We start from the raw sequence: 12,801 nt of genomic DNA, 5'->3' as shown, positions 1-12,801 counted from the left end.
ATGACCGATTCAGCCTATCAGCGCCTCGGCGTGCCAGCGACGGCTTCGCCCTTCGCCGTCCTTCGGGCAGCGGTCCGGGCGCTGCACCCCGACACGCGCGCCGTTCGCGGCTTCCGGGCCGCGCGCAAGCGCTTCTATCGGCAGATGCTCTGCGCCCATGCCGCGCGACAGGCGGCGGGCGACAGTTCCACAGGCTAATCGCCCCCGACCACCCCTTCATCCCAATCGAGTGCCCGGCCTCTCGGCCGGGTCTTTCCCATTCAGGAGGTCCCCATGGCGGATTACTTCACCCATTTCTCGTGCCTGCTCGATGTCGGCACCCCCGACAAGGCTGCCCGCGCGCTCGCGCTGTTCCAGGAACTTCGCGCCGCAGATCAGGACGCAGACGACCCGGAGGTCGCAGGCTTTGATCTCGTGCTCCAGGACGCGCCCGAGGGCAGCGCCATCTGGATCCATGACGACGACCACGGCGATGTCGAAGCCGTCATCCGCTTCGTGTTGCGCCTTGCGGAAGAGATCGACCTCGCCGGCCTCTGGGGGTTCCAGTACGCCCTGACCTGCTCCCGGCCGCGCCTCGACGCCTTCGGCGGCGGCGCGCATGTCATCGATCTCGGTGCGCGGAAATCCTTCGGCTGGACCAGCAGTCACGAATGGCTGGCCGCGGCTCTCAACGGGGAGGACATCGATGCCTGAGCTCATCTGCACCACCGTCTACCAGTTCCCAGAACTTTCAGATGCCGCCAAGGAAAAGGCCCGCAGCTGGTATCGCGAGCTTGGCCCCCACGACGATTGGTGGGACGCGGTCTACGAGGATTTCGAGCGGGTCTGCGAAATCCTCGGCATCCGGCTGAAGACCACCCCCGTCCGCCTGATGGGCGGCGGGACGCGGCCCAAGCTCTGTATCTGGTTCTCCGGGTTCTGCAGCCAGGGCGACGGCGCTTGCTTTGAAAGCTACTGGTCCCACGCCAAGGGCGGGGCCACGCGCATCCGGGACTACGCGCCCACGGACGCGACGCTGCACGGCATCGCTGACCGGCTGCAGGCCATCCAGCGCCGCAACTTCTACCAGCTTGCCGCCGAGGTCAGCCATCGCGGGCGCTACTACCACGAGTACACGATGTCGGTGGACGTCACGCGGGACAGCCCGACCTGGCAGCCGCCGACCGAAGACGCCGAGGAGATCGTGACCGAGGCGCTGCGTGATCTGGCCCGCTGGCTCTACCGCCAGCTTCAGGCTGAATACGACCACCTGACCTCGGACGAGGCCATCGAGGAGGGGATCGTCGTGAACGAGTACACCTTCACCGAAGGAGGGCGCCGCTTAGGGTGAGAGCGCGTTAGGTTCATTTGATCTTTACACGGAGGCCATATGATCTATATTCAGGCCAATGGAGGACGCCATGTACGTTGCTGAGAAAATCCGGGAACCCGCACAGATCAACGCCGTCGCGTTGAAAGCCTATACCCGGGTGGTCGATGCTTGGGGTCTCAGCCTCAAGGAAGCGGCTGGCCTTGCCGACATGTCGGAGAGCACGTGGAAGCGCGCCAAGAAGCCGGACTTTGCGGGGGAACTGACGAAGGACCAGCTGCTGCGGCTCAGTGCGGTGATCGGCATTTACAAGTCGCTCGAGCTCTACTTCTCCGAGCCGCTCGCGCGAAGCTGGTTTACCCGGCCGAACACCGGTCCGCTGTTCGGGGGCAGCCGTCCCGTCGACACCGCCATCGACGGGGGTTTGCCGCAGATCGTGGCGGTGCGGACTTATCTCGATGCGTTGCGTGGTGGGGCATGAAGCAGACCGAGATTTCTGATCGCGGTCTCGTTCGTCTACTGCCCGCCACCTACCACAAGCCGCCATCCCTGCGCGGTCTCGTCGATACTGATGACGAGATGGAGATCCTCGCAGAGATCGAAGGCCTGACCAGCGGCCGCCTTCTGGCCGAACGTGGCCGCAATCCCCATCTGGACCCGCGCGAGCTTGCCTGGCAGCGCCGGAGCCGCGATCTGCGCATCTACGGCGACAGTCATGTCAATGCCGCCTTCACCTATACCCGCGTCGGCGGAAACCGCTTCAACACCGAGGAGCGCGGCGCCTGGTATTGCGCATGGGATGTCATGGTGTCGGTCAGCGAAGTGGCCTGGCACCGCACGCGCGAACTCGGCTTTGCCGGCAGCTTCCATGACAGCGCCCGGTATGTGGAACTGCTGGCGGACTTCATTGGCATCTTCGAAAACATGACCGACGAGCCGGGTCATCCGGCTCTGCATCCCGATCCGGCTGTCGGATATCCCGAGGGCCAAAGCCTCGCCCTGCATCTCCGTCGGGGTGGATCGCGGGGCTTGATTTACCCCTCAGTTCGGGCTCCCGCGCCGGGCGGGAATTGCCTCGTGTGCTTCGAGCCCCATGCGATCCAGAACGTCCGGCCGGGCGCGTCTTGGGATCTTGTTTGGGATGGGACACCGCACTACTCGATTACGGCAGTCGGCTGACGAGTAACGGCGAATGCGTTTTGGGGGGCCGAAGAAATGAAACCGGCAGACGAAAATAGCGCGGAGGTCACGAACTTGAAGCCATGCGACCATAAGGTGCTCTTCGAGGCTTTGGACTGTCCGCCCTCACCGACGGAAGCGCTACGGGCAGCGTTTCGTAGGCGGAGGGAGTTCCTTGCTGATATAGGCGCTACGGCCCTGAAGGTTGGCTGACGGGCGTCTTCCTTCGCACTGAATCGCTACGCCAGTAGCGCCTCTTCAGGCAGTCCCCAATCCGAAAAACTGCGCAGTTCGTTCAGTTCGGGAGCCGACCGCAACACTAAGCAGAAATCGGCGCCCCTAAGGGCGCACTTATGCAAACTCTCCACCGCCTGCGGCGCTTCCGAGATTTGGGTGCGGTCTCTCCGGGGGCAAGGCCCCCCGCCGACGGCGTCCCCAGTCCGGCGCTTGTTGCGCCGGATCAGGAAGCGCGTCCCGCCTTCCCGAACCCTTCCTGGCCAACCTTCGCGGTTGGATTGCGCCCCGCTGTCCCTGTCGCCCTCTTTGGAACTGGCCCCGAGAGCGGGGCAGTTCCACGAGGTCGCCCGCGCCAGCGGGCGATCCGGTTCCGGGCTCCCCACTTTGGGGGTGCCCTGCCGGATCGGGTTTGCCGCGCTGCGCTTGTCCGGCAAACCGTGGCCCATCCTGGCGATGGCCCCGCGCTTCGCTGGCCGCATGATCGCCCGCCTGTCGGCGTGGCTGCATGTCTGCCTGTTTGCACGGTCGCCTGCTTGCCCGGATGGCCAGAAGGCAGCCTGCCAGATTGCATGTCTGCCAGTTTGCCTGTCTGGCAGTCTGCCGGCCTTTGCCCGTCACCGGATCGGTAGGGCGCGGCCATGGCCAGCTACCACCTCTCGGTCAAGACGATTAAACGCAGCGCCGGGCGTTCCGCCACGGCGGCGGCGGCCTATCGGTCGGCCTCCGTCATTGCCTGTGACCGGGAAGGGCGCATGCATGATTACACCGCCAAGCGCGGGGTCGAGGCCTGCTTCATTCTCGCCCCAGATGATGCGCCGTCCTGGGCGCAGGACCGGGCCGCGCTCTGGAACGCCGCCGAGGCGCGCGAGACCCGCTCAAATTCGGTGACCGCCCGCGAATGGGAGCTGGCCTTGCCGTCCGAGATATCGGACGCCGCGCGGATCGAGATCACGCGGGCCTTCGCCGCGCAGCTCGTCGAGCGCTATGGCGTGGCAGCAGATGTGGCCATCCATGCGCCGCACCGCGAGGGTGATCAGCGCAATCATCACGCCCATATCCTGACCACCACCCGCGTTCTGTCTGCCGAGGGGCTGACCGACAAAACCCGCATTCTTGATGCGGCCAGCACGGGCGGGCCGGAGATCGAGGCCATGCGCGGCTACTGGGCCGAGTTGCAAAACCGCGCCCTTGAGCTGGCAGGGCAGGAAGAGCGCGTCGATCATCGGTCATTAGAGGTGCAGCGCGAAGAGGCGCTGTCGCTTGGCGACACGTTGAAGGCCGAGGAACTTGACCGCGAGCCGGAGCTGAAGCTTGGCCCCGCTGCCAATGCCATTGAGCGCCGCGAACAGTTTGCCGCCGAGGCCGAGGGCCGAGATTACGCGCCGCTGACCCAGAGGGGTGCGCGGGTGCATGCTACCCGCCAGGCCAAGACGATGTTCGCGGAAATGCGCGAGCGGCTGGAACTGGCGCGCGATGCTTACGCCGAGGCCCGGGAAGAGGGACAGGGCCATGTCGGCGCGGGGCTGGCGGCGTTGCGCGCCGCCGCAGGGCGACAGGCGAAGGAACTGGACCAGGACGAGATCAAGCAGCGTCTGGCGCGGATTGCGGGGCGGGATCTTGGCGCGGATGAAGCCGACAGAGGGGCAGGTGCGAACTCGATCCGCAATCGGCTCAACCAGGTGCTGGCACGGGACAAACCCGATCCGCGCCAGGAGCAGCAGCGCAAGCTGGAAGAAGAGCGCGAACGGCTGCGCCAGCTAGAACTGGAAAGGCAGCACAAACACGACAGGGGCCTAGGCTGGGAACTTTAGGTGATCAGAATATGCCTGTCTCAATGAACTTAAGTTCCGCTACGGCTTTCCAGCCGGGAATGGGGCGGATTCGCCCGAGGAGCTGACAGTTTTGAGTGCGTGGGGGCTGTTCTTACTGAAGTACGGCGAGATGACCAGAACCACCACGCCGAGCGAAATCCACACGTCAGCGAGGTTGAACACAAAGGGATACCATTCCCCGAAGTGCAGTCCGAGGAAGTCGGTCACCGAGCCGCGCGCAGCCCGGTCTATCAGGTTGCCCAAGGCACCGGCTATAATCAGCGATAAGCCTGCGCGCTGCCAACCGTGCGAGCGGAGGGCCTCGACGCCAAGCGCGAGCGTCAATAGGCCTGTCAGGGCAAGTAAGACCAGCCGCGCGCCTTCGCTCTCGGACGCGAACATGCTGAACGACACACCTTCGTTGAAGCTTAGGCGCAGCGACACGAGGGGTAGGAAGTCGAGCGGTGCGGCGTAGGGTTCGAGCGCAGCCCGCGCCCAGGCTTTGCCGGCCAAATCGAGCGCGGACCCGAAGACGACCAGCGAAACGGCTGCTCCGGCCCTCACGCTCGCGGCGCCTGTGCAAGATCGGAGCGCGCGTCGCGGATGATCGACCATGCCGACTGCAGGAACAGGCCCGCGACGGCAAAGGCGACCACGAGGTCTGGCCACGGCGAGGAGAGCCACCACACCAGTGCTGCCGCGACGACCACGGCGAGGTTGCCGATAGCGTCGTTGCGCGAGAACAGCCAGACGGCACGCATGTTGGCATCGCCCTTTCGGTGCGGGATCAGCACCAGGGCAGCAGCCACGTTGACGAAGAAGGCCACGAGCGCGAAGCCGCCCATGAGCAGGGTCTGCGGCTCATGCTCCACGAAGACCCGGTAGGCCGTCGAGCCGATAACGCCCAAGCCGAGGAGCGCCAGGAAAATGCCTTGCAACAGCGCCGCCTTGGCACGGGCGGCAAGGCCCCACCCGACGGCCATCAGCCCCAAAAATGAGATCAGGCCATCGCCGACAAAGTCGAGGGCGTCAGCCTGTAGGGCCTGCGACCCCGCCAGGAAGCTGCCGACGATCTCCACTACGCCATAGCCGATATTGAGCAATACCACGATCCAGAGCGCGCGCTTGTAGGCTGGGGTGACATGCGACAAGTCGGGAATCTTGTCGTCGTCCTCATCAGCCTCCGCTCCGGCCACCTTCGGCTCGCTCATGCGGTCGAGCTGGTAGCCAAGGCCGGTCACCGCGCTTTCGAGCGCCGGAAGCCGACGCGCCGGATCATCGACCATGAGCGTCATGATCTGTGACGCAATCGACACCTTCACATCATCGACGCCTTCAACTTTACGGGCCGCGCCCTCTATCTTTGCCGCGCAGGAAGCGCAGTCCATGCCGGTGACTTGATAGCGGATGGTGGCAGTTGCTGCGTCCATGGGTGCTTCCTCGATCTTGCAGATAGTTCGTGATACATCCTGTAGTAACTACAGGAGCAAGGCGAAAACATGCAGATTGGGGATTTATCCCGTCACGCGGGCGTGAACATTGAAACTATCCGCTACTATGAGCGCATCGGTGTCCTGCCGGTGCCAGCCCGTCAAGAGAACGGGCGGCGCAGCTACACCGAGGTTGATGCCCGCCGTCTTGGCTTCGTTCGTCATGCCCGTGAACTCGGGTTCGACCTTGCAGCCGTGCGCGCACTCTTGGCACTTCAGGAGCAGCCGCAAGCCTCATGCGAGGATGCGAGCCGCATCGCCCAGGCGCAGCTTGCCGAGGTGGAGAGCCGGATTGCTCGTCTTCTGAACTTGCGCAAAGAACTGTCCCGCATGGTCAAGGAGTGCGGGCGCGGCGTCGTGGCCGAATGCCGTGTGATCGAAGCCCTCGCAGCTGGTTCGTAAACCGGGATACCTGCAATTCGCGGAATGTGGTTCTACCCCGTTGTTTTGTTTGGGCGCAACTTCATGTGCGATAACGGTCATTTCTGGCCTGGAGTTCGGCTCTGCATGAAATCAAGGGTTTAGGCTGGACATATACCTTGGTCAGAACCCTTCGGGTTTTGGGCAGATTCTGTCTCGGGGGCAGCGATTCGCTTCACGTCACCTGTTCCCGTCGATCCACTTCGACATCAGCTCCTTGTCGCGGAAGCATTCCTCCGGGACGGCGCGCCGTTTGATCCGGGCGAGCTTCTCCGCAAAGGCCACCTGCTTTGAGGTCGGCAGCCGGTCCATGTCCGACACTGGCTTCAACTGGGCCTGCGCCTCAATCCAGGCACTCAACGACCGGCGATCTTGCTGGACCTCCCAGGGCAGGAGAGTCTGGTTACGCAGGGCGAGCGACCGCGCATAGGCGATCTGCTTGGGCGTCGCGGGCAGGGCGTGCGTGGTGCTGTCCATCGGGAACTCCCTTTCTGGCTTGGTCTTCAAATTAGAACATAACAGGAACAAAATCAAGCTGAGCGTCCGGGACGCGTCGGTTCGAGAGGGAAAGGAGGGCCGGGGAAGATCAGGCCTGAGGGTGCCCGAGAGACGGTGTCCGGGCCTGTCCCTGTCCCTCATTCCGGAGTTTCCTGATGACCTATCTTGCGCCAGTTGCGCCTCCCGTTCCTGTCCAGCCTCTTGATCCGGCTCCCGCGATCCTCGCTGTCGCCGAAGCTTTGCAGCCCGATCTGGCGCAAGGGTTCCAGATCGACGCGCTGCGTCTGCGGCTTGAGATGGAGCGTGCCTTCGGCGGCTCCGATGCTGACGGCGCTTGGGACTGGAAGCTTGCCTATGAAGCTGGCGAGGTGGCGCTCGTCCTCTTCCTGCGGAAGTTCGGCCGCGCGCTGCTCGCCCGGGCGGGCTCGCCCGCAACAATCTTGCCCATCCTCACCAAGGTGGCAGGCCTCTTGCCGACGCACACCCGGCGCTCGGAGGAAATGGAGCGCTTCCAGCAATTCTCGACGCCGTTGCCCATGGGACTGGCTGCAATGGCGGCAGCGCAGATCACGCCCCGTGACCTCGTCCTCGAGCCTTCGGCCGGGACCGGCCTTCTGGCGATCCTCGCGGAAATCGCCGGCGGCAGCCTCGCGCTGAACGAGTTGGCAGACACCCGCGCCGACCTTCTGCGCCGCCTGTTCCCGGGCCGACCCGTCACAGGCTTTGACGCCGCCCAGATCGACGATCATCTCGACGCGGGGCTACGCCCGAGCGTCATCCTGATGAACCCGCCCTTCTCGGCGGTGGCCCATGTCGATACCCGCACGACAGAGGCGACGGCCCGGCATCTGCGCTCTGCCCTTGCCCGCCTCGCGCCCGGCGGGCGTCTGGTCGCAATCACCGGCGCCGGTTTCGCGCCGGATGCGCCGGCCTGGGCGGAAACCTTCAGCCGTTTGACTGAGGCTGCTCACCTGGTCTTCACACTTGCTGTGTCGGGATCTGCTTTCGCCAAGCACGGCACCAGCTTCGAGACGCGGATTTCGGTCTTCGACAAATGCCGGGGCGGCGAGTTGGGCGGCATCACTGCCGATCTGGCCCTGCCCATGTCCGCCGATGTTGCCAGCCTTCTGTCCCGGATCACCGCCGAGGTCCCGCCACGCCTCGAGATGGATGCGGGCGCCGTCGCTCAATCGCAGCCCGCTTCCCCTTTCCGGGGAATTCCTCCCCATTCGTCCGGCCCTGCCGCTCGACCCGCGCGGTCAACGGCGTCGGCCAAGATGGATGTGCATGTCACCACGCCCGATCCCGAGGACCTCGCCTACACCCTACGCGAGACGGCGGACGATCTCGGCGCTGCGCGTCTGTCGGACGCGATCTACGAGACCTTCCGCCTGCAGGCGATCGACATCCCCGGCGCGTCCCCGCACCCGACCAAGCTGGTGCAGTCGGCTGCCATGGCCTCGGTCGCGCCTCCGAAACCGACCTACCGCCCGAAACTCCCCGTGGCCGTCCTGCGCGACGGCCTACTATCCGACGCTCAGCTCGAGACAGTGATCTACGCGGGCGAAGCCCATGGCGCGCATCTCGCCGGATCGTGGACCGTCGATGAAACCGGCGACATGGTCTCGGCCGCGCCCGCCGATGCCGCTGATGCCGTCCGTTTCCGCCGCGGCTTCTTCCTCGGCGACGGCACTGGTGCGGGTAAGGGCCGCCAGTCGGCCGGGATTGTGCTCGAGAACTGGGCGCAAGGCCGTCGCAAGGCGCTCTGGATATCGAAGAGCGACAAGCTTCTCGAGGACGCGCAGCGCGACTGGTCAGCGCTCGGCCAGGAGCGCCTGCTCGTCACGCCGCTCTCGCGCTTCGCCCAAGGCCGCGACATCCCCCTAAACGAAGGCATCCTCTTCACCACTTATGCCACGCTGCGCTCTGAAGAGCGCGGTGCCAAGAAATCCCGCGTCGACCAAATCGTTGACTGGCTAGGTACCGACTTCGACGGGGTGATCCTGTTTGACGAAAGCCATGCCATGGCCAATGCCGCCGGATCGAAGGGCGAACGTGGCGATATGGAAGCCTCGCAGCAGGGCAGGGCGGGCCTGCGCCTGCAACACAAGCTGCCCAACGCCCGCGTGGTCTATGTCTCGGCGACAGGGGCCACGACGGTGCACAACCTCGCCTATGCGCAACGCCTCGGACTCTGGGGCGGCGAAGACTTCCCCTTCGCGACGCGGGCAGAATTCGTGCAAGCCATCGAGGCGGGCGGCGTCGCCGCGATGGAGGTTCTGGCCCGCGACCTGCGGTCCTTGGGCCTCTATACCGCCCGGTCGCTCTCCTACGATGGCGTCGAATACGAGATGCTGGAACATGCGCTGACGCTTGAGCAGCGCGGCATCTACGATGCCTATGCTGGGGCCTTCGCCATCATCCACAACAACCTCGCCGCCGCGATGGAGGCCGCCAATATCACGGGCGACAGCGGCACGCTGAACCGCCAAGCCAAGTTCGCCGCGCGCTCGGCCTTCGAGTCTGCCAAGCAGCGCTTCTTCGGCCATCTGCTCACCTCGATGAAAACCCCTACCCTGATCGCCGCCATCGAGGCCGATCTTGCGGCAGGCCATGCGTCCGTCATCCAGATCGTCTCGACCGGCGAGGCTCTGATGGAGCGCCGCCTGTCGGAGATCCCGACCGACGAGTGGAACGACATCCGCTGTGACATCACTCCCAGGGAATATGTCCTGGACTACCTCGCCCATTCCTTCCCGGTGCAGCTCTACGAGCCCTTCACCGACAGCGAGGGCAACCTGTCCTCGCGCCCCGTGGTGCGCGACGGCCAGCCGGTAGAATGCCGCGAGGCGGCCCGCAGGCGTGATGCGCTGATCGAGAAGCTGGCCTCGCTGCCGCCCGTGCCAGGTGCGCTCGACCAGATCGTCCAGCGATTCGGCACCGATCTCGTGGCCGAGGTCACGGGCCGCTCGCGCCGCATCGTGCGCAAGGGCGAGGGCGCTGCCGCGCGGCTTGTGGTGGAATCTCGGGCTGGCTCGGCCAACCTGTCCGAGACCGCCGCCTTCATGGATGACCAGAAGCACATCCTGATCTTCTCGGACGCCGGCGGCACGGGGCGCAGCTATCACGCCGATCTTGGGGCCAAGAACCAGCGCCTGCGGGTCCATTACCTGCTGGAACCCGGCTGGAAGGCCGATGCCGCGATCCAGGGTCTTGGCCGGACGAACCGCACAAACCAGGCACAGCCACCGCTGTTTCGGCCCGTCGCCACGGATGTGAAAGCGGAGAAGCGGTTCCTCTCCACCATCGCCCGCCGCCTTGACACGCTCGGGGCCATCACCCGCGGTCAGCGTCAGACCGGCGGGCAGGGGCTGTTCCGGCCCGAGGACAACCTCGAGAGCCCCTATGCTCGTGACGCCCTGCGTCAGCTTTATCGCCGGATCTATCGCGGCGATGTCGCGGGATGCTCGCTCGGAGCCTTCGAGGATGCCACCGGTCTCAGCCTGACCGATGACAACGGTCTGAAGGACGACCTGCCGCCGATCACGACCTTCCTCAATCGCCTGCTCGCGCTGACGATCGACATGCAGGCCGTGCTCTTCGCGGCCTTCGAGGAATTGCTCGACCAGCGCATTGAGGGCGCCATCGCCGCCGGGGTCTATGACCTCGGGCTCGAGACGCTGCGCGCCGAGAGCTTCCGCGTCACTGATGCGCGGGTGATCTACACCCATCCCGGCTCCGGCGCGGAAACCCAGCTGCTCACCATTGCGGAAAAACGGCGCAACACGCCGACCTCGCTGGTGGATGCGCTTGACTGGCTCGATGACCCAAAAGCGCGCCTTCTCGTCAACAGCCGCTCCGGCCGGGCGGCGGTGCAGGTGTCTGCTACCAGCTTGATGCTGGATGATGGCACAATCCAGCCCCGCTTGCGGCTGATCCGGCCGACAGAGGCCAGCACGGTCCCAGCTCGGATGATGGAGGACACCCATTGGCTCGAGGCTGACTGCGCGGCCTTCACCGCCGCCTGGACGGCGGAGCTGGCCGATGTGCCGGAGTTCTCGGAATCCACGCTGCACATCGTGGCGGGGCTGCTTCTGCCGATCTGGAAACAGCTCCCCCAGGACGAAACCCGCGTCTACCGGCTGCAGACCGATGACGGGCGGCGGATCATCGGCCGCCGCGTCTCACCCGCCTGGGTCGCGACCACGTTGGCCGCCGATGCGCCGCAACTCACGGCGGCGCAGGTCCATGCTCTCGTGCTGGAGGGAAAGACCGTGGTGCGGCTGGCCGAAGGGATGGAGTTGCACCGGTCCCGCGTCATGGGGGTGAACCGGATCGAGCTTTCCGGCTTCACGGAAGCGGCCAAGGACCGCCTCAAGGCCGATGGCTTCTTCTCGGAGATCATCAGCTGGAAGCTGCGCCTCTTCTGTCCGATCGATCCTGCCGGCATCGCCGTGCTGGATCGTCTGCTTGCACGTTGTCCTGTGACGGGACTACATGCACGCGGAGGTTGTTGAGCCATGTATTCCGAGACTGAAGATGTGATCCGCGCTCTTGCGGAGAACGCAGAGAGCGTGTGTCGCGCTTACCTTCCCGCCGGACGGCGGGAAGGATCCTACTGGATCGTGGGCGATTTGCAGAACAATCCCGGCCGGTCGCTCTTCGTGCGGCTGACCGGGCCTGCGACAGGGCCCGGTGCGGCCGGCAAGTTTACCGACGGAGCCACGGGCGAGCATGGCGATCTTCTCGACATCATCCGCGAGAGGACCGGGATCTCTCGCTTTCCCGATCTTCTCACTGAGGCCCGGGCGCATCTGGGCCGTCCGCAGCCGGTCCTCCCGGATGCGCCGGTGCCAAAGAAGGCGAAGGCACCCGGTAGCACACCAGCAGCGGCGGCGCGGCTCTTCGCAGCCTCGGTGCCGGTCGCAGGCACGCTTGCCGACACCTACCTCCGCTCCCGGGGCCTGACCCAGGGCGGAGTGATGAGTGCCCTGCGCTTCCACCCGAAATGCTGGCATCGGGATGAGGGCCAGACCCGGAGCCTCCCCAGACCGGCGCTGATCGCCGCGGTCACCGATGGGGCAGGGGCCTTGCAGGGTGTGCATCGCACCTGGCTCGCGCCTGACGGACAGGGAAAAGCGCGGGTCGAGACGCAGAGGCGTGCCATGGGTCACCTCCTCGGCAATGCCGTCAGGCTGACCCCGCATGATGACATCCTCGTGGTCGGCGAGGGCATCGAGACCATGCTGTCCCTTGTCGAGGCCATGCCCGGCCTTCCCGTCTGGGCGGCGCTCTCGTCCGGTCACCTCGGGGCGGTCCTGCTGCCGGAGGGGCTGCAGCGCCTCTACATCGCCATCGACCGCGATCCGGCGGGGCAACGTGCGGCAGAGAGGTTGAACGCCAGAGCCACTGAGGTTGGGATTGCCGTTCGGGTGCTGGAACCGCTTCTCGGGGATTTCAACGATGATCTTCGGGCATACGGCAAGGACGCGCTGCGCCAGCATCTGGCAGGTCAGATCGGGCCAGAGGATCGGCAACGCCTGTTCGGCTGATCCGCATCGCGCAAGGGTCAGTCGGGGAGTGCGGGGCAGGGGTCACATCCCTGTCGTGGCTCTGGACTGTCGCTTTGCCTCTTCCCGGGCAACCTCATCCACCCGTCACCCACACGGCCTTCAAGAGATGGGCAGGCGGCCGTCAAAGGTGCCGCCCCTTCAAGGACGGGGGGCAACTGATTTCCGCCGGCGGCAGGGCCGCCTTTGCATCGCGAAGCATATGTGGACACCCCCTTCGTCAAGTCTTTCCTCAAAGCGCGTCGAATCCGGTTGGGTGCTTGCATATGTCCGGCCTCGTAGTGCGG

At 65.3% G+C, this 12,801-nt stretch carries 13 protein-coding genes; 10 read left to right on the top strand and 3 right to left on the bottom strand.

Going from position 1 to position 12,801, the window contains the following annotated elements; genetic code table 11:
• The 7 genes from G481_RS0115030 (at position 1) to mobQ (ending at position 4,536) form a co-directional block, all read left to right on the top strand.
• The gene (locus G481_RS0115030; RefSeq protein ID WP_028030773.1) at positions 1–198 is read left to right on the top strand and encodes a hypothetical protein; all 198 of its coding nucleotides are present in this window, start codon (positions 1–3) and stop codon (positions 196–198) included.
• A 75-nt stretch (positions 199–273) separates the two neighbouring features.
• Complete coding sequence (locus tag G481_RS0115025; protein WP_028030772.1) at positions 274–693, top strand: hypothetical protein; 420 nt, start codon at positions 274–276, stop codon at positions 691–693.
• Complete coding sequence (locus tag G481_RS0115020; protein ID WP_028030771.1) at positions 686–1,330, top strand: hypothetical protein; 645 nt, start codon at positions 686–688, stop codon at positions 1,328–1,330. The genes G481_RS0115025 and G481_RS0115020 overlap by 8 nt, the downstream gene beginning before the upstream one ends.
• 58 nt (positions 1,331–1,388) lie before the next feature.
• Positions 1,389–1,790, top strand: a complete 402-nt coding sequence (locus tag G481_RS0115015) for an MbcA/ParS/Xre antitoxin family protein (RefSeq protein WP_028030770.1) — start codon at positions 1,389–1,391, stop codon at positions 1,788–1,790.
• Positions 1,787–2,488, top strand: a complete 702-nt coding sequence (locus tag G481_RS0115010) for an RES family NAD+ phosphorylase (protein ID WP_028030769.1) — start codon at positions 1,787–1,789, stop codon at positions 2,486–2,488. The genes G481_RS0115015 and G481_RS0115010 overlap by 4 nt, the downstream gene beginning before the upstream one ends.
• Positions 2,489–2,524: 36 nt before the next feature.
• Complete coding sequence (locus G481_RS26985; RefSeq protein WP_141135739.1) at positions 2,525–2,701, top strand: type II toxin -antitoxin system TacA 1-like antitoxin; 177 nt, start codon at positions 2,525–2,527, stop codon at positions 2,699–2,701.
• Positions 2,702–3,363: 662 nt separating this feature from the next.
• The gene (gene mobQ / locus G481_RS0115000; RefSeq protein ID WP_028030767.1) at positions 3,364–4,536 is read left to right on the top strand and encodes a MobQ family relaxase; all 1,173 of its coding nucleotides are present in this window, start codon (positions 3,364–3,366) and stop codon (positions 4,534–4,536) included.
• A 39-nt stretch (positions 4,537–4,575) separates the two neighbouring features.
• Here mobQ and lspA read toward each other — a convergent pair whose 3' ends face one another.
• Together lspA and G481_RS23980 are read right to left on the bottom strand one after the other, a co-directional pair.
• On the bottom strand, positions 4,576–5,100 hold the full coding sequence (lspA, locus tag G481_RS23985; RefSeq protein WP_051294558.1) for a signal peptidase II: 525 nt from the start codon (positions 5,098–5,100) through the stop codon (positions 4,576–4,578).
• The gene (locus G481_RS23980) at positions 5,097–5,966 is read right to left on the bottom strand and encodes a cation efflux transmembrane domain-containing protein (protein WP_028030766.1); all 870 of its coding nucleotides are present in this window, start codon (positions 5,964–5,966) and stop codon (positions 5,097–5,099) included. The genes lspA and G481_RS23980 overlap by 4 nt, the downstream gene beginning before the upstream one ends.
• Before the next feature lie 69 nt (positions 5,967–6,035).
• On the opposite strand from G481_RS23980, the gene G481_RS0114985 reads away from it, so the two are divergent.
• Entirely contained in the window at positions 6,036–6,428 is a 393-nt protein-coding gene (locus tag G481_RS0114985; protein ID WP_028030765.1) for a MerR family transcriptional regulator, read from the top strand.
• Between the two features lie 198 nt (positions 6,429–6,626).
• On the opposite strand, the gene G481_RS0114980 is transcribed toward G481_RS0114985, so the two are convergent.
• A complete protein-coding gene (locus G481_RS0114980) occupies positions 6,627–6,923 on the bottom strand; it encodes a hypothetical protein (protein WP_028030764.1) in 297 nt (98 codons plus the stop codon).
• A 176-nt stretch (positions 6,924–7,099) separates the two neighbouring features.
• Between G481_RS0114980 and G481_RS0114975 the strand changes: the two genes are divergently transcribed.
• Entirely contained in the window at positions 7,100–11,461 is a 4,362-nt protein-coding gene (locus tag G481_RS0114975; RefSeq protein WP_028030763.1) for a strawberry notch family protein, read from the top strand.
• 3 nt (positions 11,462–11,464) lie between these two features.
• A complete protein-coding gene (locus G481_RS0114970) occupies positions 11,465–12,496 on the top strand; it encodes a DUF7146 domain-containing protein (RefSeq protein ID WP_028030762.1) in 1,032 nt (343 codons plus the stop codon).
• Positions 12,497–12,801: the final 305 nt, after the last annotated feature.

It is taken from the genome of Gemmobacter nectariphilus DSM 15620, from assembly GCF_000429765.1.
GTDB classification, from domain to species: Bacteria; Pseudomonadota; Alphaproteobacteria; order Rhodobacterales; family Rhodobacteraceae; genus Wagnerdoeblera; species Wagnerdoeblera nectariphila.
Note: the sequence above shows the minus strand (reverse complement) of the source record. Positions and strands in the feature narration are given on the sequence as shown.